This is a genomic window from Levilactobacillus humaensis, assembly GCF_024345185.1.
Lineage (GTDB): Bacteria > Bacillota > Bacilli > Lactobacillales > Lactobacillaceae > Levilactobacillus > Levilactobacillus humaensis.
This window is the reverse complement of sequence record NZ_BROB01000016.1, coordinates 14,889-33,360: the sequence shown is the minus strand read 5'-3', so window position 1 is coordinate 33,360 and position 18,472 is coordinate 14,889. Positions and strand designations below refer to the sequence as shown.

The following is an 18,472-nucleotide window of genomic DNA, read 5'->3' as shown; positions in this document are numbered from 1 at the left end:
AAAATTAGTGATGAGGATTTTTTTCGTCAAAAAAGCAGTCTGACAACCACCTACTAAGGATTGCTGTCGGACTGCTTGATAAATTTCCTGTGAAGTTAGTGAATCACAACCTTCATCCCGTAAGGCACGTTGGTGTAGACCCACTTGGCATCGGCCACGGACAACCGCACACAACCGTGTGAGGCCGCCGTCTTGCCGAGCTGTTTGGCTTCGCTTTCAATGTAATTCCCGTTCTTGTCGGTTGGCACGCTGTGGAAGAGATAAATCCCGTGGTCCTTCCACGATACCCAGTACTTGGCGCCTTCGCCAGAGTTCTGGTTGTAGAAGAACTTGCCCCGCTCGGCCTGAATATAATACGTGCCGTGCGGCGTGGCATTGTCTTTCCCGGTCCCCGTCGAGCAGTACATGGTGTAGAGCACCTTGTTGCCACTCCGGACGTAGACCCGCTGCTTACTGGTATTCACATCCAGCCAGGCATTGGGATAGGATTTCAGGTTAGGATACGCCTTATCTTCCGAAGGTTCCCGCCAATTAATTTGCTTGGTCGCCGTAAACTTTTTCCGAATCGTCTGAGCCACCGGCGTCCGATTAGCGGAAGTCCGTTGAATCACGCGATTAATGCCAAATCCCGCCACGAGGACCAATACGACAATGACGAGTAACTGTCTAAATCGTCTCATGTTCTTCCGTCCTTTTCAGTAAAATTCATACTAGCTTCACTGTAACGGATTTTAAGGCAAAAGGGAACGGCCTTAACCGAATTATAATCTTACCGTAACTTACTCTTGTGGGGCGTTACGCAAGCTTAACTTCTCCACGTTTAAGATCTTGTCGACCAATCCGGTGTAGAAGCTCTCCTCATGACTCACGATGATGGCGTTCCCTGGGAACTTGTCGATGGCCTCTTTCAAGGCGTGTTTAGTTTCATCATCCAAATGGTTCGTGGGTTCGTCCATAATCAAGAAGTTTGCGGGTTCAAATTCCAGCAAGGCTAACTTAACCTTCGTCTGTTCTCCCCCGGAGAGTTCTCCGATGGGTTTCATGGCGTTGGCGGAATCCAAACCACACTTAGACAATTTGCCTCGAATGGCCTTTTGTGGCATCTTTTCGTATTTGGCTTGAATGATCTGGAGTGGTGTTTGCCGGTTGTTCTCCCAGACCAAGTCTTGGCTAAAGTAACTAATCCGTGCAGAAGGTGAGAAGCTGGCCGAGCCACCCTTGGCTTTGATAATGCCCAGGATAGACTTGATCAGTGTCGACTTCCCAACCCCGTTGAATCCAGTCAGACCTACCTTTTGGTCAGTCGTCACGGAGAAAGTCACGGGCTTCAACAGTGGCCGGTCATAACCAACGGACAATTCATCCACGACCAAGGCATTCTGTGACCCGGTTTCCTGATAAGGGAAATCAAAGTGGGCTTGGATGTTCGTCGAAGGTGGATCAACCCGATCCATCCGATTCAGCATCTTTTCTCGGGACTTCGCCATCGTTGACTTCGTCCCGGCCTTGTTCTTCCGAATAAAGCGTTCGGCCTTCTCAATCACGACCTGTTGCTTGTCGAATTCACGTTGCTGAACCTTTTCCTTCTCGGCCCGTTGCCGCATGGCCTGCTTGAAGTTTCCTCGGTATTTGGTGATTTGCCCAAAGGCCAGGTTGATGATACAGTTCGTCACATTTTGTAAGAAATCATAATCATGGGAGATGATGAGGGCGGCACCCTCAAAGTTATTCAGGTAGTCCTCCAACCACGCGATGTGCGCGGTATCCAGATAGTTGGTCGGTTCGTCCAACAGAATGACGTCTGGATTTTCCAGGAGTAGCTTGGCCAAAATAATTTTAGACCGTTGTCCCCCGGACATCTTCGCCACTTCATGGTCCCGACCAATGTCATCGAGACCCAAACCTGAGATAACCCGTTCGATTTCGGTTTCGACACCGTAGAAGTTCCGCGCATCGAGTTCTTCCTGAATTCGACCGGCGCGCTCTAAGAGCTTGTCGTCCATGGTTTCAGCGTATTCCGAATACAGGGCCGTCATCCGGTCATTCATCTCATACAGGTCTGCATAGGCCGTATGGAGGAAATCAATCAACTGCATCCCCGCCGGAATATCGGCGTATTGGTCCAAGTACCCAATATGCGTCTTCTTCTGCCACTTGATGCTTCCAGTCAGTGGTAGTTCTTGTTCGGTAATAATTTTAATCAAGGTTGACTTGCCGACACCGTTTTGCCCAACGACGCCCATGTGTTCTCCCTTGTTGAGTTGAAAACTGGCACCTTCGTACAGCTTCTTATCAGCGAAACTCATGCTCAGGTTGTCAACTTCTAATAGTGGCACAAAAATCCTTCCTCTCTCTTAACGCAATAAAAGCCTCGACAGCGTCAAGGCCTTTATTTAAACAATATATAAGTAGTAACTTACCACGAAACGCCCGGGTTCGTCAACTTCACCGCCTAGGGCCTCGGGGGTTATCTATGCTATAATGGTTGAAATTTACTAGTTAAGGACTGACTGTCATGAATATTCGAAACATCGATCATCTTACGCTCACCGTGAGTGACCTAGAACGCTCACTTCGCTGGTACCATGAGGTCTTAGACCTCCCCATTATTACCTTCGACGATGGCCGTAAGGGCGTTAAGCTGGGAAAACAAAAGCTGAATTTCCAAGTCACCGATGCCCCTCATCTGCCCATTGCCAAGCACCCAACGGTTGGGGCCGCTGATTTTGCTATCATCGCCACCGACCCATTGGCCAACATCCTCGCTCACCTCACCAACTATGCCGTTGAGATCGTGGACGGTCCCATCCCCAAGCAAGGTGCCCAGGGCCCAATGACCTCCGTTTACGTCCGAGATCCGGATGAAAACCTCATTGAAATTGGTAAATACGACAACTAATGGGAGGTCAGCTTGAATGAATATGTTTGGTTCTAGTACCCGCTGGCTCCTGAATTGGTTCAAACGTGATCTCCAGTGGGTGGGCTTCCTCGTTCTCTATCTGATTGATAGCATGATTCTCTTGCTAGCTACCGATCAGGCGAGTCGTGGCGGATCCACCAATCAGCTGATCGGGACAATGCTGATTTACTCTGGCTTACTGCTGGCATTTATCACCTGGCGCTATCAAAAACAGCTTCAGCAGAACAATCCCCGGCAGATCGGCCGAACACCCTTTTCATGGAAGTCCGTTGCCCAGTTGATTGGTTTCTTCATCCTCATGATGGCCATTCAATACAGCTGGGGATTGCTGATTCACTTTCACATTCTGCCGAGTCCGGCTAACCAGCAGATCATCGATCAGCAAGTGGTCAAGTTGCCTTTCTGGAACACCGCCTATCCAATCTTGTTGGCTCCAATCTATGAGGAATTCATCTTCCGCGGGATCTTCTTGAACTACTTCTTCAGAAAGAACACCCGCCTCATGAACTTCCTTGGGGTCTTCATCTCTGGGATTATCTTCGGTAGCATGCACGTCTCCGGCCTGTCACCAACCCTACTCATGTACTCTGGACTGGGGTGGGTCCTCGGGGCCGCCTACCTGCACTTCAAGGATATTCGCTATAACATCGTCCTACATTTCTTAAATAATTTGATGTCATTAATCTAGCGACATAACAAAAAGGTCCGCCGAGCAATCGCTCGGGGGACCTTTCTTGCACCACAGGACGCTAGCCCGTCGCTGATGGTGGTGACCTTTTAGTGCCGCTATCACTGGGATAGTGGCCTTCTCATTACGGTTAGTCCGTTTAGGTCTTCAACAAGAAGCTTCCACAACTTTGTTTACGGCTTCCCCCGAACACCTTCAGAAAAATCCGTAATCTTAAATACGGCTTTAGTATACGGCTGATTTATCAGAAGATAAAGCAAATCTCCACACATTCGCGATAGTGGCGTATAGTATTAACGACTATTGACTAGTTTTGTCCTTAAGCCCCGTCATTTGTGCCTTCAGGCTATTTCTGAAATGGAACGTTAACCCCTCTGCGCTAATCGGCAAACAAGCCCAAGAGATCCTCTTGACGAATTCGTTGCTTCTCTTCGCCCCGAACATCCAGTTTAATTTGGCCATCTTGCACCATGACCAAGCGATTACCATAAGTTAAGGCATCACTCATCTTATGGGTAATCATCAGGGTGGTTAAGTGATTCTCGGTCACAATCTTTTGGGTCAGGGCCATCACCTGGTGACTAGTCTGGGGATCCAGCGCTGCCGTATGTTCGTCTAACAATAACAATTCAGGATGGCTCAGCGTCGCCATCAATAGGGATAATGCTTGGCGCTGCCCACCCGATAGGTATTTCACCTGAGTGGTCAAGCGGTCTTCTAACCCCATGTTCAAGGGCTGTAGAAGTTCTTGATAGGCCGCTGTCTGACCCTTATGCCGGAATCCACGAAGACTCATGCTACCGGTGTGTTGTTCCGCCAGCGTGAGATTCTCGGCGACACTCAGTTCACCAGCCGTGCCCATCTTGGGATCCTGGAAGACCCGCGACAACCAACGCGACCGGTAAGCCACAGGCTTATGCGTCACATCATGGTCGGCGAGCCGTAACTCGCCAGCGTCGACCGGCAACGTGCCGGCAATCGTATTGAGTAGCGTAGATTTGCCGGCACCATTATTCCCGATGACGGCCACGAAGTCCCCTGGTTCAATGGTGAGACTGACATCCTTTAAGACGTGACGCTCATTTACCGTTCCGGGAAAGAAGACCTTCTGTAGGTGCTTGACGCTTAAGACTGCTGGTTGTGGCATGCTCATCGACTCCAATCTGTTTGAGATAACGTTTCAACTGTTGCTTCGTCTGTAACTTATTTCGTAACAATGGCAGGCAAATCACGATAACTAGAATGCCCGCTGAGAGAATCTTGAGGTCGTCGACTGGGAAACCCAGACCCATGGCAACGGTCAGAAGGTAACGATAAATCACGGCTCCCAACACCATCGCGGTCAGACGTAACCAAATCTGGCGGCCACGCAAGAAGATCTCCCCGACCAGCACGTAGGCTAGGCCAATCACGATGGTCCCAATCCCCATGCCAATATCGGCGAATCCATTACTCTGGGCAATCAAGGCCCCAGAGAGGGCGATACAGCCGTTAGAAACCATGTAGCCCAGAATCACCATCCGGTCGGTGTAAATCCCGTTAGCGGCACTCATAGCGGCATTGTTCCCGGTCGCCATGAGAGAAAGGCCAAGCCGCGTTCGGAACAACCAGATGAGGCCCGCCATGACCAGGGCGGTGACGCCCAGGCCCACGACGATGGTCTGCAGGTCCACCGACCAAGTCGCTGGTAGATAACTCGTCAGGACCTTCTGATCCAGGAGCGGCACGTTAGACTTACCCATCACATGCATGTTCACGGAATACAGTCCCGTCATTGTGAGGATCCCCGCCAGTAACGACGGCATTTTTAACTTGGTGTCCAGCATCCCTGTCACCCATCCTGCCAGACAGCCAGCTAAGAAGCCTAATAGACTAGCCACAATGGCCGACTGGCCGTGAATCATCGCACTGACGGTCACCGCGGCTCCCAGTGGGAAACTTCCCTCGGTGGTCAGATCGGGAATATCTAAAATACGAAACGTCAGGAAGACCCCAATTACCAGGGGTGCCCACAGAAGACCTTGACCGATACTCGTGATTAACATGACTGATCATCCTTTCTAAATTTAGGGTTGCTTAATCTGCTTGGGTTGCATGCCAATGGCCTTGGTGTTGGCCTTGTTGATGTAGAGATGTAGGTGCTTGGAGGTTTCAACCGCCATGTTCTGTGGCTTCTTACCGTTCTCTAACACGTTGTATGCCATCTTCCCGGTTTGCTTGCCGAGGTCGTAGTAATTGATGCCGTAGGTCGCGGTCCCACCATCTTCAGCCATTTCAATCGACCCAGTCACAACAGGCAACTTGGCGGCCTTGGCCTTCTGACCAATTGTCTTCATGGCACTGGCCATCAGGTTATCGGTTGGCAGGTACAAGCCAGAAATCTTGCCTTGCAAACCAGCAAGTACGCTGGCCACATCGTTGGTGCTGGTCGCACTGACAACCTTGAGCTTCAAATCATGCTTCTTCGCATAAGCCTTGGCTAATTTCACCTGTAAGACCGAGTTTTCTTCGGATGAGTTGTACATAATTCCCAATGGCTTGTTGCCCTTACTCAGGCTGGCTAGGAGCTTCAATTGCAGGCCAACCGGGGTTAAATCGCTGGTCCCACTGACGTTGGTCTGTGGCTTGTCGTTGGTCTTTACCAACCCGGCGGCCTTCAAGTCGGTCACCGCCGTTACCAGGGTTGGCGTGGTCTTCGTCTTCTTGGCTAAGGCCTGAGCGGCCGGTGTGGCAATCCCTAAGAGAAGGTCATTCTTTTGTTGGCTCAACTGTTGACTCATCGTGTTTAGATTGGCCTGATCCCCCTGCGCGTTAAGGTAGTGATAGGTCACCTTAGTAGACTTGTGATGATCCTTTAATTCCTGCTTCAGGCCAGCCTTGAAACCTTGTCTGGCTTCATCGAGGGACCCATGTTGGACGACCTGTAAAATTCCAACATTCAGTGTGTCCTTGCTGCTAGCATCGGACTTGCTCGAACAGCCCGCTAATGTTAATCCCAATCCTAATAAGGCGATACCCGTTAATAATCCTTTTTTCATAATCGATTCCTCCAAAGTATGTTGGACCAGTTGCGCTGGCCACTTCGTTATTTTCATTGACTGATAAGTATGGGGCCATTTGGCTCACCGATTCTTCAACTGACTTGGTTTTGTTTAAGTCGACGTGGCGGCTGGTGTGATGCGTCCATCTTGCCAGCCTGGCCTGCTTCTGAAACGTGTTCGCCAAGGGGATTCCGCTTAACCCCGCTAAACCAATAATCCAAAACCAGGATTATCGGCTTAGCGACGTTAATGCTCGTCCCCTAACCGCCTTGGTTCACACTCTGAAAACAAAAAAACACCAGATAGATTCTGAGTAGAATCTACCTGGTGTTATCGGGCCCCGATATATTTTCTCCAGATAGATTATACCCGTACCTATCTGGCGCTTAAGTCATGTTGAAAAACTTTAGCTAATCGATAGATACGAACGCAATTGAGCGGCGCGTTCGTATCCAACGTGTGAATACAAACGCTATCTAAAGAAAAAGCTAAAGGCAAATTGGTTATTTAAATGAGTGAGGTTGTTTGGCTTCATGAGTGAAGTTCCTTTCATTTTTCAATTTACAAGTACCAGTTAACCATTAAAAAATGAGACTGTCAACCCCGAATTCTCATTTAGTTCTCATCTTTCGGAATCAGACTGTGATAGTCCTGCGACCAGGCCAAGCCCATGGCGCCGTCCCCAACGTGAACCCCAAAGCTGGGACCAATTGGGGCAACATCGAAGGTCGCCATTGGGAACCGATCGCGCGCAATCGCCACCCACTGTTGCGTCGTCTCTGGCTGGTCGGCATTAAGGATGGTCGTCTTGACAGGGTGTTTCCCTGACAGATCAACTGCCAGACTATCCAAAAAGTCACTGAGCGCGCCCTTAGAACGCAAGGCACTCCCGGCATAGCGCATCTTACCCGAGGGTTCAAACGTCAACATTGGTTTTCCCGCATAGAGCGGATTACTCCCGGGTGCGTGGCGCGGATTAACTTCCCCCGTTCGCAGGAGGGGTTTCATGGAGTCAACGACAAAGGCGCTGTGAACTGTTGCGCGTAAGGCCGTCAATTGTGCAAAGACATCGGTGATCGAGGCCCCTTGTTGCACCATCGCAGCCGCTAAACGAACCTGATCGCCCATGACCGTCAAGACGCCCCGAGAATCCCATGGTCGCACGTGTAGCGCCGTGACATTTTCCACATAAGCCGCCAGCGTATTCACGAACCCGGAAATCCCCAGCGATGGCCCAATCACAATGACATCGGTGTAGCCCTCACTGGCTAACTTCTGGCAAGCTGCCTGAATCGTCTTCATCGATAACTGTGGCGCTGTCGGCACAACCTTCTTCGTCTTTGCCAGTCGCATTAAACGGTAGTAATCCGCCGTGGACAGGTCTAAGTACTCGTGATACTGCCGGTTACCGAACATGATGGGTGCCGGTAAGAGTGTTATGTGGCGTTGTGCCGCTTCATCGAAAGAAATTCCCGATGATGTGTCCGTCATCACTGCAATTTTCATGATTAGTGCCACCCTCCTCATCGTTTCTATTGGCTTCTAGTATAACAAAAAAGGCGAAAAGGTGGTTGACGGTTTTTCAGCGATGCCGTAAACTAGTCTTAATCAAATTCGGAAAGAAGGAAAGTTTATGCAAATGTCTGGTATTCAGTTAAATGGACGTTGGCAAAGCCGGTAATCAAGTCGTCATCGAGTAGATGCGACTTGAGCTCCCAGAGCGATTCTCGCATCTGCGCCGGCTAACTTTCTGATGCAATAGCCCGCACGGATGTCTTCTTCTCCGGTTTTGCGGGCCTTTTTCTTGGGCACCCAGCCGGTCTGGGTGCTCTTTTTCTATACGACTAACACCATCAACCATTGAATTAAAGTGAGGTAAAAATATGAAACGTCTATACGGTTTAATCGCAATTCTAGTGGTCTTCCTGGGCTTCGCCTTCGTTCAGGAGAGTCGACCGGACTCCGCCACTAAGAAACCCGTCCCCACGGTCGGCATTCTTCAACTGTTATCCCATCCGGCCCTGGATGCCATTCATAAGGGAATTATTCACGGATTGGCTGAGGAAGGCTATCACGTCAACAAGAACGTTAAGATTGACTTCCAGAATGCCCAGAACGATCAGAGTAATCTGAAAACCATGAGTGCCCGCTTCGTGGACGAGAAGGCGGACGCCATGATCGGCATCGCCACCCCATCTGCCCAGGCCCTGGCCAACGCTAGTTCCAATATTCCCGTTGTTCTTGGCGCCATCACGGATCCCAAGGGCGCCGACCTGGTCCACAGCAACGAGCACCCTGGCAACAACGTCACGGGTGTTTCTGACCAAGCCCCCCTCAAATCGCAACTGAAGCTCATCCAAAAAATCATGCCTAAGATGCAAACGCTGGGAATCATTTACACCTCTTCCGACGACTCGGCAACCGCACAGTACCACCAATTTGCGGCGCTCTGTAAACAGGAACACGTTCGCCTCAAGGCCTACACGATCGCCAGCACCAACGACCTCAACCAAGTAGCCCAACAGATGGTCAGCCAGGTCGACGCGATCTACGTGCCAACCGACAACACCGTCGCCAGTGCCATGCAGACACTGGTCTCCACGGCCAACGCGAAGAAGGTCCCCGTCTTTCCAGCCGTCGACACGATGGTTAAGGCCGGTGGTCTCGCGACCCTCAGCATCAACCAATACAAACTGGGTGTTGAGACTGGTAAGATGACGGCCGCCATTCTTAAGGGTAAGAACCCGGCCGACACCCCCATTCATTTCGAACGGCAGGGTGAAATGACCATCAACCTCACCCAGGCCAAAAAACTCGGCATCACGTTACCTGATTCAGTCATTCAAGAAGCCCAAAAACACGGGGAGGTTTTCAAATGAGTTTAATCGTTTCTTCTATCGGACAAGGCCTGCTCTGGGCCGTCCTCGGGGTCGGGCTGTTCCTGACCTTTAGAATTCTAGATTTCGCCGACATGACTGTTGAGGGAACCTTCCCGCTCGGTGCGGCTACCGCCGTCATGGCGATCAGCCACGGTATGAATCCCTTGTTAGCCACGCTGCTGGCCTTTGCCGTGGGCGCTCTCGCCGGGCTCATCACCGGGTTGCTCTACACCAAGGGACACATTCCCATCCTATTAGCCGGGATTCTCGTGATGACGGCCTGCTACTCCGTGAACTTACGAATCATGGGCAGAGCCAACGTCTCCCTACTCGGAAAAAACACGTTGTTTAAAAATCATTTTCTCGCCAGTCTCCCCCAATACTTCGACAGTGTGGTTTTGGGAACGATTGTCATGGTGATTATCACCACGATCGTGATTTACTTCCTGCAAACGGAATTGGGTCAAGGTTTCATCGCCACTGGTGATAACCAAACCATGGCACGGTCCCTGGGGATCAACACCGACAACATGAAGATTATGGGCCTGATGGTTTCCAACGGCCTGATCGCCTTTGGCGGTGCCCTCGTCGCTCAGAACAACGGGTTCGCCGACGTTAACATGGGAATCGGCATCATTGTCATTGCCCTGGCCTCCATCATTATCGGTGAAGTGGCCTTCGGCGATCTGACGCTGAACCAACGACTGGTAGCCGTGACCCTCGGGAGTATTCTCTACCGTTTTGTCCTGCTGATTGTGCTCAAGCTGGGGTTCCAGGCCAACGACCTCAACCTCATCTCCGCCATCATCCTGGCTGTCTGCATGATGTTACCTGTCTTCAAGAATGTCTTGAACTTTAAACACCTGCTGAAACGGGGGTTAGATACCAATGACTAAACCATTACTCGAACTCAAGGACGTCGTACTCAAGGTTAATCGCCACACGCCCGAAGAAATTACGATTCTAAATCACCTCAACCTCACCGTTAACGAGGGCGATTTCATCACCCTCCTCGGATCAAATGGGGCCGGCAAGTCCACGTTGTTCAATGCCATCGGGGGCGACCTGACGATCGATTCCGGTCAAATCCTCTTGAAGGGCAAGGACATCTCCCATGAATCCGTGGAGAAACGCACCCGCTTCCTCGCGCGCGTCTTTCAAGATCCCAAGCTAGGGACGGCACCGCGGATGAACGTTGCGGAAAATCTATTGCTGGCGGAACGCCGCGGCCAACGCCGGCGCCTAGCACCGCGTCATCTCAATAAACAACTCGAACGCTATGAGAAGATTACGGCCACCATGCATAATGGCCTGGACCAACGCCTCACCACAGCCACCGGAAATCTTTCTGGGGGGCAACGCCAAGCGCTGAGTTTCCTGATGGCCACCCTGAAGCGGCCAGAAATTCTGCTGCTCGACGAACATACTGCCGCTCTGGACCCACAAACCAGTCAGGACCTCATGCACCTGACCAACCAGCGGGTTCAAGAAGAAGCGCTCACCTGCCTGATGATCACCCATCACCTTGAAGATGCCCTAACCTACGGCAATCGTCTGATTGTGCTACATCACGGTCAGGTCACCTTCGACGTTTCCGGTGAGGAAAAGGCGGCCCTGACCACCGAAAAACTCTACAGCTTCTTTGCCGATATTGAATAGGAGAACCTGAATCATGGAAATCGTTATTTCAAATGAACCTTTCAACCGCGCCGCTGCCCTGTCACTCCGTCAGGCGGTCTTCGTCACTGAACGTGGCATCCCTCGCGAGGTTGAGTTCGATGACCGCGATACACCCGAACGCCTCTATGTTGTGCTCTACCAGGATGCCCGTCATCCCGTTGCCACGCTACGGTTGGAACCCCAAACACCCACTGAAATGCGCTTTGGTCGGGTCTGCACCCGCCAAAATTTGCGTGGTCACGGATTGGGACGTCAACTCATGACGGTGGCCGAAGACTGGTCCCGCCAACACGGCTATCAGAATGGCCTAATTCACGGTGAAGTTACCGCCCAGAAGTTCTATGAGCGTTGTTGTTACACCGTTAGTGACGGTCCATATGATGAAGATGGCGCGCCCGTAGTGGTGCTGCACAAAACCTTTTAAATGATCGAAGGGCCTGAGACAAAAGTCTCAGGCCCTTCTTGCGCTCCGAACATCTATAGTCGAAACGTGTGACAAAAGGCAGTCAACTCCGCCTTTTGTTACACTCTCATCTCGCTCGACGATCTTTAACCCACCAATAGACAGCCGGAAAGACACCCGCCAGAATTAGAAAAATCCGTAGTACGAAGTCCGTCCCCCAACGGGTGATCCAACTTTCCTTTCCGGAAGCATCCCCAATTCGGCTAACGCCCATCCGACCGGTGTTGGCATAGTTTGACCCCATCCGCAAAGCCTTCTGTTCCGAATCTTCCTGCGAACGGTTTAGTCGTTTGGCGAAGTCGGGCGCCCGCTTGAAGTCCCCCGATAGACGCCGATACGCCCAGGGAAAAATAACCAGATAACTCAGAATCAGATAGACCAGCCACCAGGATAGACTGAAATCAAATTTTCCAGCCCGCAAATTATAAGTACTAATGGCTAGAATCAAAATAAATGGCACGACGCCCTTTAAGTAGGCTTTTAACATAGTTTCCGCCAACTTCCACTTGATCGCAAAACAGGGTCAACGCAACATTGCCCCTGTTCATTGACTGTTTATTTTTATCAAAAACTTACTTCTCGTAGGTCTTGATTAAGCCTTGCGTCCCGTCATTGCCGAGTTCATCGTCATCGACCATGGCCTCGTACAATAACTTTGCCTGCTTAGTTGCTGGCAGATTCAGGTCCATGCGATCCGCCTCCTGTAAGGCAATCCGTAAGTCCTTCAGGAAATGCTTAGCAAAGAAACCTGGCGTGTAGTCACCCTTTAAGATGCGTGGGGCATAGTTGTCCATGCTCCAGTTGTCGGCACTACCGCTGGCCAACGTTTCCAGGACAGCTGGTAAATCCAAGCCGGCCGCCTTCGCGTAGACCAACATTTCTGTCATCCCGGTCATGGTGCCGGCAATCATAATCTGATTGGCCATCTTGGTATGTTGACCCTTGCCGGCATCCCCAAAGTATGCCACGCGTTGTCCTACTTCATTGAAGACTGGTAGCACCTGATCGTAGGCCGCCTTGTCACCGCCGACCATCACGGTCAGTGTGGCATTCTTGGCACCAACATCCCCACCGGAGACGGGAGCGTCCAAGGCCAGTACATCGTGGTCATGGGCCAGCTGTGCTAATTTAACCGCTAATGCGGGGGTACTGGTGGTCATATCCACCACGATACTCCCAGCTTGGATACCGGCAAAGACCCCCTGCTGCCCGGTATAAACGTCCTCAACATCGCGAGGATAGCCAACCATCGACATGATCAGATGACTCTGTTCCGCCACGGCCTGGGGTGAATCTGCCCAGGTCGCCCCGGCATCCAACACAGTCTGCGCATGGGCCTTCGTTCGGTTGTAAACAACCACCGATTGACCAGCCTTCAACAAGTTCGTCACAATTCCGGTGCCCATCACACCGGTTCCGATAAATCCAATTTGCATAAGCGGTGCCTCCTTCATAACTTATCTCTATCATACCACTGAAGTAGACCCCCAATGCCCAGTAAAAAGGGACCCGTGATGAGCTCACAGATCCCTTGACTTATCTTGATTTTATCGAACGAAACGAAGCGTGTTACTTCTCATCTTCGGTTGCGGGTTTGTCCTCGGTTTCCTTGTCATGACGGCGTTTACGCACGACATGAATCAGTAACGTCAAGACAATGGCCCCAACGACGATCATGCCAAACAAGGCAGCTGGAATTTCAATGTCAATGGCAGGAATCGAAATGAAGAGTTTTACGGCAATCAAGCCAATAAGAATGTAGGCCATGGGTTCCAGTTCTGGAATCCGTTGCATCAGCTTCATGATGACCTCGGCAACCCCTCGCATGGCTAGAATCCCAATCAGGCCCCCGATCAACACGATCACCGGATTACTGGAAATGGCTAACGAAGCCAGGACGGAATCAATCGAAAAGATAATATCCATCATTTCAATCTGCAGCACCACCGACCAGAACAACGGTAAGATCCGTCGCTTCTTCTCGCTCACCAGTTTCCGCGTGTGGGTGACACGAGTCTTACTGAAGAATTGGAAGACCAAAAAGGCCAGGTATAGGGCCCCAACCACCTTGATTTCCCAAAAGTTAATCAGATAGGTTCCCAGTCCAATGATGATAAACCGGAAGATGTAGGCACCCCAGATCCCATAGAACAGGGATTCTTCCCGTTGTTTCTGGGTCGGCAACGACTGCGTCTGCGCGGCCAGTACCACGGCATTATCCACGGATAATAAACATTCAATTAAAACTAACGAAAAAATAATTAACCAGTCATCCCCGGAAGTGATCACGGTTTCCCAATTATGAACAGAAAAGAATGGCCCGTATAATTGACCAAGAAAATGTAACAACGCTTGGTTCAGCTCCTTAATTAACATATTTATTTTTGGCTAGTGTACCATACACCCCCATGACTTGCACGGTATTCATCGTTACAGGGCCGCTATTAATTAACGATTTAATAAGCAAAAATAATTCATTTATAATTTAAAACGTTTAAAACTTTACCAAATTGCGACGCCTCTGTTACACAATAGCAATGAAAACGCGTTAGTATGGGAGGTAATTTAAGGGAAATGGATGATAAATTTGAAAAAGTATTTGTGGATTGTTGCTGGACTGTCTCTCCTGGTTGGTGCAGTGGCACCCGTTGAAGTCGCTCATGCCAAAAGTTATTTAACCATTACCAAAACGAAGAATACCGATTATAATGCCCGGTTTGTGAATCAGAAAGCTCGAAACGATGGGATTTACTACTATGGTCCCTATTACACCCAGCATTCCGCGAAGACACGGGATGCTAGCGGTAAGAACTGGCAGCATCGTTTCGTCCGGGTTAGCCAAACCGTCACATTGTCAAACGGCGCACAATTTGCCAAGTTCTCTTGGTATGGGAAAACCATTGGTTGGGTAGACGTCAAGGCCCTCCAAAAGTACAGTCGCTCCCAGAAGATCCAGACTTTCTTGAATCATGCTAACTTTCAAGGGAGTGCCATGGTCTTCAACAACTTCACAAAAGGGGCTAGCCACGTCAGCGTCGGCTATGCCAATGCCGACAAGAAGATCCTGAACTCGACGAACTCTCTCTACCCAACGGCCTCCCTACAGAAGGTCATGACCGGAGCCCTCATCGAACAGTTGGCGGCCAGCGGTAAACTCTCCATGAATACCAAGTTGAGTGCCTACTATCCTTCGGTCAATAACAGCAAGAACATCACGATTCGTCAACTCCTGAATCACCGTTCCGGCATCGATATGGATGAAACGACCCCTAGCAAGGTATTGACGTCGCAGAATTCCGAAATCAACTACACCCTCGACCAAATGAAGGTTGCCGGGAACAATAACTATAATTACACCAATGCCAACTACGTCTTGCTGGCCGGCATTGCCTCCAAAGTCACCGGTAAGGATTACAACACCCTGGTCAATCAGCGTATCGTGAAGCCGCTGGGCTTGAAGCACACCTATGCCTGGAACCAGTTGCCAAGTAACGCCCAGGTTGCCACGGGTTACCGGTACGCCAACGGCAAAGCCAACCAGTCCGGCGCAGTCTCCACGAAGATGATGTCATCTCTTCTGGGTGCAGGGAACTACTACACCACCCCCGAAGACTACTATGCCATCCAAAAGGGGATTCGTAATGGCAAGATTCTGACGAAAAACCAGTACTACGACCTGATGAACGACTATCACTATTCCTATGCGGGTGGGCTTTACCACCTGACCGGGAGTATCAAACGAGTTCGCGGGGTCTTAAGTGGCAGTGGCTACGAAGCCATCCTCTATGGTACCGAGGGTAACCGTCAAGGCGTCGTCCTCTTCGCCAACCAGCGTCCAACGCGTTCGATTGACGATTTGGCACAAGACCTCTACGATGTGGCGCGCTACTACAACGAAAACTAATCTGAAATTAAAAAAAGGCTGGGACAACTGTCCCGGTCTTTTTGCCGTCAAGTTTATCTTGCCAAAACGCGCAAAAAAAGGCAGTCAACTCCGCTTAACCCCGATAGTCAAACAATCCAAACCCAGGATTGTCCGACTATCGACGTTAATGCTCGCTGACTAACCGCCTTTTTTCCCACTCTCTTTTATTAGGTGTCATATTCATTTAAGTTGTACGTTGCGATCAAATTCGTGAGTTTCTTGGCATACTTGGGGTCCGTTGCGTAGCCATTTCGCTGGAGGAGCTTAGCCGCCGTCGGATAATCCGTGACCGTTTGCTTGAAGTAGTCCCGCTTGAGTAACGCATCGTGGTCCAAGATCGCCGCCGTTAATGACGGATAATCCCGGAAGTTGGCATTGATCGAAATTTTCTTATTGTTCACGTATTCCGTGGTAGGAAAACTCTTAGTCCGCCCTTCATAACTTCCTTTCACACCAAACGGATTATTCGCCTGTAGGAAAAGGGCTGAGGTACCCCAACTGGATTCAAGAATGGCCTGAGCAATCACGATGCTGGGAAGCACCTGCCCATTTTGGCGATAAACACGCACTGCCGGCTTCGCCATTTTCTTAATAAATTTCTGTTGGCTCGCCGACTCATTGGAACTCGCACCCGTCTCGGTCTGGGTCGTCGCTTGGTTTTGCATCTCCGTCTTGATCTTACCGCGGACTAGCAATCCGCCACCCAGAACCAAGAGGACCATGACAAAGATCCACGTGGCCGTCGCCGGACTCGCCGTCTTTTTTCGCCGTCTTTTTCGTCGTTTAGGCACCCTCGTCCCTCCAATCTCAGTTATAATGTTCTCAATTATAACGATCTTTCCTGTTAAAACGTTAAAATTTACGAACTCTCAAAAAAACTTAAGCTTTGAAAGGGGTGGCTTATGTTCGGTTACCTAATCATCTTCATTATCGGTATCATGATCCTGGCTACCTGGTGGCCCCCACAGCGTCTATTCAGTGCTACACTCACCGTCATTGGTGGCGGGATCATCACGGGGATGGCCTATCGGGCCCACGGTTGGTTGCCAACTCTGATGGCTGGCATCGGTACCATTACCATTGGCTTCATCGGTTTGTGGGGCCTACTGACACTCTTGCTAATTGCGATACGCCCCCAGCTTATCGTCCGCAAGCAGGAACGTCTCTCACTGGGGATGAGTGTAGGCATCTGGGGGTGGCTTCTGCTAACCGCCGGCTGGATCTGGGCGCTAAGCACCGGCCACTTCACTGGCACCCTCTGGCCTTGGCTGACTTTCATCCCCGGACTGAGTGCCTATCTCGGGCTGCTCTTCGCGGCCAGTGTCGTGGGTTATCTACGCGTCGTTATCTGGCGCGCACATCAGGCTGACACCCTCGTGGTTCTGGGGGCTGGACTCATCGCCGGCCACCACATTGGTCGCGTGCTGGCTGCTCGGCTCGACACAGCCCTACAAGTCGCCCGCCGACAGGACCATCCCGTCACCATCATTGTTAGCGGTGGTCAAGGCCCCGATGAAGACCTGACCGAAGCTGCGGCAATGGCTGCTTACCTGCGAAGCCACCACTTTCCGGCGACCGCCATTCGCTTGGAAACGGCTGCGACCAATACGCGATCCAACCTCGCCAATAGCCTAGCCATCTGGCAACAACTGCCTAACCACGGTGGCCGCGTCGTCGTCATCACCAATGGCTATCATTTATTTCGAACGCGACGCCTGGCCAGTCACCTGGGCCTTAACGTCGGTAGTGTTCCCGCGCCGACGCCTCTGGACTACGTGCCCATCGGTTTTGCCCGCGAGTTCATGGCCATTTTGGTTAGTGACTGGCGTTTTCACTGTCTGGTGACTGTGCTCTTACTAGCGGTTAACCTGGTCTGGCTACTCATTTAGCGACGTGACCTGCAAGGTATTCGCTACCGGATAGAACTTTGGCTCGGTTGCCGTGAGCATCGCCGGGGTTAATTGTAGTTTCACCACGTCCAACCGATTGTAGGGCTGAAAGTAGTAGGTCAACGACTCGCAACTCGTCGCCGCCCGATACACGGAATAGGTCGGGCGATAGCGATGACTCTGAGGAACCGTCACGCTATTTAGCAGGTGCCAAGCACTAATGATTCCCGCCGCCTCATCCTCCGGAAAATCTACTCGTTCCTTATAATAAGCGGCACGGGCAAACCGGCCACCGGGCGTAAAGGATCCACTGGGAACGGGTTTACCGGAGAACTTACCGGTCGTCACTCGCGGTGTGTTAAGGGGCACGGTGCCGGCCAAGAAGTCATCGGTGTAGGTGACATACTGTCCCAAGCGCGACAACTGAACCTCGAAGTCCTTACTGTTGGTAACTACCCCCAGGGGGTTCTCCCGCATCGTCATGGGAAAATGTGTCGGTTCAATCACCACGGTCCGACCAGTTCGGTCGACCACGGCAAAATGGAGTTCCGCATCCCCAATTGGATTGACCGCAAATTGACGACTCATGAGTTCAATTTCGGCCAGATGATCTTCAATCTCGGCCACCGTGCCAAAATTAGCTAGCAGATAATAGGAAAATTCGTAAGGCGCCAGATGAACTTTACCTGGCGTAGGGTGGTCAACGAGCTGGGAGCCGTTGGCAAATGTCAACTTTTGAACACTCAATCCCTGTTCATTAACGCCGTCGGACACGTCGATCTCGTGATGATGCGCTCCGCCACCACCGATCATCGCGTAACGACTGGTGTGCCAGCGATTGTCAAACACACTCTGCCACCGAAAATTCCGGGGAACGAAGACCGGTTGCACCGCCAAACGGTGCCAATCCATGGTCCGCGCCAGAATGTGGCGACCATCGCGCGTCAACTGTAAGATACTGGTACACATGCCAAACACCCTCCCTGA

19 protein-coding genes are annotated in these 18,472 nt (G+C 51.0%); 8 read left to right on the top strand and 11 right to left on the bottom strand.

Features of this window, described 5'->3' with window-relative positions; all coding sequences use genetic code 11:
- Positions 1-95: 95 nt before the first annotated feature.
- A complete protein-coding gene (locus OCU14_RS06405; protein ID WP_261810298.1) occupies positions 96-680 on the bottom strand; it encodes a L,D-transpeptidase in 585 nt (194 codons plus the stop codon).
- Positions 681-779: 99 nt separating this feature from the next.
- Positions 780-2,336 (bottom strand): ABC-F family ATP-binding cassette domain-containing protein, encoded by a 1,557-nt coding sequence (locus OCU14_RS06400; RefSeq protein ID WP_507762966.1) that lies wholly within the window; start codon positions 2,334-2,336, stop codon positions 780-782.
- Between the two features lie 179 nt (positions 2,337-2,515).
- Here OCU14_RS06400 and OCU14_RS06395 point away from each other — a divergent pair, with 179 nt between their 5' ends.
- Positions 2,516-2,899 (top strand): VOC family protein, encoded by a 384-nt coding sequence (locus tag OCU14_RS06395; protein ID WP_261810297.1) that lies wholly within the window; start codon positions 2,516-2,518, stop codon positions 2,897-2,899.
- 16 nt (positions 2,900-2,915) lie between these two features.
- Positions 2,916-3,608, top strand: coding sequence for a CPBP family intramembrane glutamic endopeptidase (locus OCU14_RS06390; protein WP_261810296.1), 693 nt, complete (start codon positions 2,916-2,918; stop codon positions 3,606-3,608).
- Between the two features lie 379 nt (positions 3,609-3,987).
- Here the strand turns inward: OCU14_RS06390 and OCU14_RS06385 are convergent, their stop codons facing one another.
- The 4 genes from OCU14_RS06385 to OCU14_RS06370 form a co-directional block, all read right to left on the bottom strand.
- A complete protein-coding gene (locus OCU14_RS06385; RefSeq protein WP_261810295.1) occupies positions 3,988-4,755 on the bottom strand; it encodes an ABC transporter ATP-binding protein in 768 nt (255 codons plus the stop codon).
- Entirely contained in the window at positions 4,688-5,653 is a 966-nt protein-coding gene (locus OCU14_RS06380; protein WP_261810294.1) for an ABC transporter permease, read from the bottom strand. Before OCU14_RS06380 ends, OCU14_RS06385 begins: the two co-directional genes overlap by 68 nt.
- Before the next feature lie 21 nt (positions 5,654-5,674).
- A complete protein-coding gene (locus OCU14_RS06375) occupies positions 5,675-6,646 on the bottom strand; it encodes an ABC transporter substrate-binding protein (protein WP_261810293.1) in 972 nt (323 codons plus the stop codon).
- Positions 6,647-7,264: 618 nt separating this feature from the next.
- The gene (locus OCU14_RS06370; RefSeq protein WP_261810292.1) at positions 7,265-8,155 is read right to left on the bottom strand and encodes a DegV family protein; all 891 of its coding nucleotides are present in this window, start codon (positions 8,153-8,155) and stop codon (positions 7,265-7,267) included.
- A gap of 377 nt (positions 8,156-8,532) precedes the next feature.
- Between OCU14_RS06370 and trpX the strand changes: the two genes are divergently transcribed.
- From trpX to OCU14_RS06350, 4 genes are read left to right on the top strand one after another with little or no spacing between them, the layout of a single operon-like run.
- A complete protein-coding gene (trpX, locus tag OCU14_RS06365; protein ID WP_261810291.1) occupies positions 8,533-9,528 on the top strand; it encodes a tryptophan ABC transporter substrate-binding protein in 996 nt (331 codons plus the stop codon).
- Complete coding sequence (locus OCU14_RS06360; RefSeq protein ID WP_057878461.1) at positions 9,525-10,424, top strand: ABC transporter permease; 900 nt, start codon at positions 9,525-9,527, stop codon at positions 10,422-10,424. The genes trpX and OCU14_RS06360 overlap by 4 nt, the downstream gene beginning before the upstream one ends.
- The gene (locus OCU14_RS06355; RefSeq protein ID WP_261810290.1) at positions 10,417-11,187 is read left to right on the top strand and encodes an ABC transporter ATP-binding protein; all 771 of its coding nucleotides are present in this window, start codon (positions 10,417-10,419) and stop codon (positions 11,185-11,187) included. The genes OCU14_RS06360 and OCU14_RS06355 overlap by 8 nt, the downstream gene beginning before the upstream one ends.
- Positions 11,188-11,200: 13 nt before the next feature.
- A complete protein-coding gene (locus OCU14_RS06350) occupies positions 11,201-11,632 on the top strand; it encodes a GNAT family N-acetyltransferase (RefSeq protein ID WP_261810289.1) in 432 nt (143 codons plus the stop codon).
- A 106-nt stretch (positions 11,633-11,738) separates the two neighbouring features.
- On the opposite strand, the gene OCU14_RS06345 is transcribed toward OCU14_RS06350, so the two are convergent.
- The 3 genes from OCU14_RS06345 to OCU14_RS06335 form a co-directional block, all read right to left on the bottom strand.
- The gene (locus tag OCU14_RS06345; RefSeq protein ID WP_261810288.1) at positions 11,739-12,158 is read right to left on the bottom strand and encodes a hypothetical protein; all 420 of its coding nucleotides are present in this window, start codon (positions 12,156-12,158) and stop codon (positions 11,739-11,741) included.
- 85 nt (positions 12,159-12,243) lie between these two features.
- On the bottom strand, positions 12,244-13,107 hold the full coding sequence (locus tag OCU14_RS06340; RefSeq protein WP_261810287.1) for an NAD(P)-dependent oxidoreductase: 864 nt from the start codon (positions 13,105-13,107) through the stop codon (positions 12,244-12,246).
- A gap of 133 nt (positions 13,108-13,240) precedes the next feature.
- Positions 13,241-14,020 (bottom strand): TerC family protein, encoded by a 780-nt coding sequence (locus OCU14_RS06335; protein WP_261810286.1) that lies wholly within the window; start codon positions 14,018-14,020, stop codon positions 13,241-13,243.
- A 238-nt stretch (positions 14,021-14,258) separates the two neighbouring features.
- Between OCU14_RS06335 and OCU14_RS06330 the strand changes: the two genes are divergently transcribed.
- Positions 14,259-15,575, top strand: a complete 1,317-nt coding sequence (locus OCU14_RS06330; RefSeq protein ID WP_261810285.1) for a serine hydrolase domain-containing protein — start codon at positions 14,259-14,261, stop codon at positions 15,573-15,575.
- 188 nt (positions 15,576-15,763) lie between these two features.
- Here the strand turns inward: OCU14_RS06330 and OCU14_RS06325 are convergent, their stop codons facing one another.
- Positions 15,764-16,387: a glycoside hydrolase family 73 protein gene (locus tag OCU14_RS06325; RefSeq protein ID WP_261810284.1), complete on the bottom strand. Its 624-nt coding sequence runs from the start codon at positions 16,385-16,387 to the stop codon at positions 15,764-15,766.
- Positions 16,388-16,498: 111 nt separating this feature from the next.
- Here OCU14_RS06325 and OCU14_RS06320 point away from each other — a divergent pair, with 111 nt between their 5' ends.
- Positions 16,499-17,485, top strand: a complete 987-nt coding sequence (locus OCU14_RS06320) for a YdcF family protein (protein WP_261810283.1) — start codon at positions 16,499-16,501, stop codon at positions 17,483-17,485.
- Here the strand turns inward: OCU14_RS06320 and OCU14_RS06315 are convergent.
- On the bottom strand, positions 17,474-18,454 hold the full coding sequence (locus OCU14_RS06315; protein ID WP_261810282.1) for a linear amide C-N hydrolase: 981 nt from the start codon (positions 18,452-18,454) through the stop codon (positions 17,474-17,476). The two genes, OCU14_RS06320 and OCU14_RS06315, sit on opposite strands and share 12 nt — an antisense overlap.
- Positions 18,455-18,472 lie beyond the last annotated feature (18 nt).

What these genes read in the sequence shown, in the direction of transcription:
- OCU14_RS06380 (WP_261810294.1), bottom strand. Translation starts at nt 5,653, where the DNA reads ATGTTAATCACGAGTATCGGTCAAGGTCTTCTGTGGGCACCCCTGGTA.
- OCU14_RS06315 (WP_261810282.1), bottom strand. Translation starts at nt 18,454, where the DNA reads ATGTGTACCAGTATCTTACAGTTGACGCGCGATGGTCGCCACATTCTG.
- trpX (WP_261810291.1), top strand. Translation starts at nt 8,533, where the DNA reads ATGAAACGTCTATACGGTTTAATCGCAATTCTAGTGGTCTTCCTGGGC.
- OCU14_RS06320 (WP_261810283.1), top strand. Translation starts at nt 16,499, where the DNA reads ATGTTCGGTTACCTAATCATCTTCATTATCGGTATCATGATCCTGGCT.
- OCU14_RS06355 (WP_261810290.1), top strand. Translation starts at nt 10,417, where the DNA reads ATGACTAAACCATTACTCGAACTCAAGGACGTCGTACTCAAGGTTAAT.
- OCU14_RS06345 (WP_261810288.1), bottom strand. Translation starts at nt 12,158, where the DNA reads ATGTTAAAAGCCTACTTAAAGGGCGTCGTGCCATTTATTTTGATTCTA.
- OCU14_RS06350 (WP_261810289.1), top strand. Translation starts at nt 11,201, where the DNA reads ATGGAAATCGTTATTTCAAATGAACCTTTCAACCGCGCCGCTGCCCTG.
- OCU14_RS06340 (WP_261810287.1), bottom strand. Translation starts at nt 13,107, where the DNA reads ATGCAAATTGGATTTATCGGAACCGGTGTGATGGGCACCGGAATTGTG.
- OCU14_RS06395 (WP_261810297.1), top strand. Translation starts at nt 2,516, where the DNA reads ATGAATATTCGAAACATCGATCATCTTACGCTCACCGTGAGTGACCTA.
- OCU14_RS06360 (WP_057878461.1), top strand. Translation starts at nt 9,525, where the DNA reads ATGAGTTTAATCGTTTCTTCTATCGGACAAGGCCTGCTCTGGGCCGTC.
- OCU14_RS06385 (WP_261810295.1), bottom strand. Translation starts at nt 4,755, where the DNA reads ATGCCACAACCAGCAGTCTTAAGCGTCAAGCACCTACAGAAGGTCTTC.
- OCU14_RS06375 (WP_261810293.1), bottom strand. Translation starts at nt 6,646, where the DNA reads ATGAAAAAAGGATTATTAACGGGTATCGCCTTATTAGGATTGGGATTA.
- OCU14_RS06405 (WP_261810298.1), bottom strand. Translation starts at nt 680, where the DNA reads ATGAGACGATTTAGACAGTTACTCGTCATTGTCGTATTGGTCCTCGTG.
- OCU14_RS06370 (WP_261810292.1), bottom strand. Translation starts at nt 8,155, where the DNA reads ATGAAAATTGCAGTGATGACGGACACATCATCGGGAATTTCTTTCGAT.
- OCU14_RS06390 (WP_261810296.1), top strand. Translation starts at nt 2,916, where the DNA reads ATGAATATGTTTGGTTCTAGTACCCGCTGGCTCCTGAATTGGTTCAAA.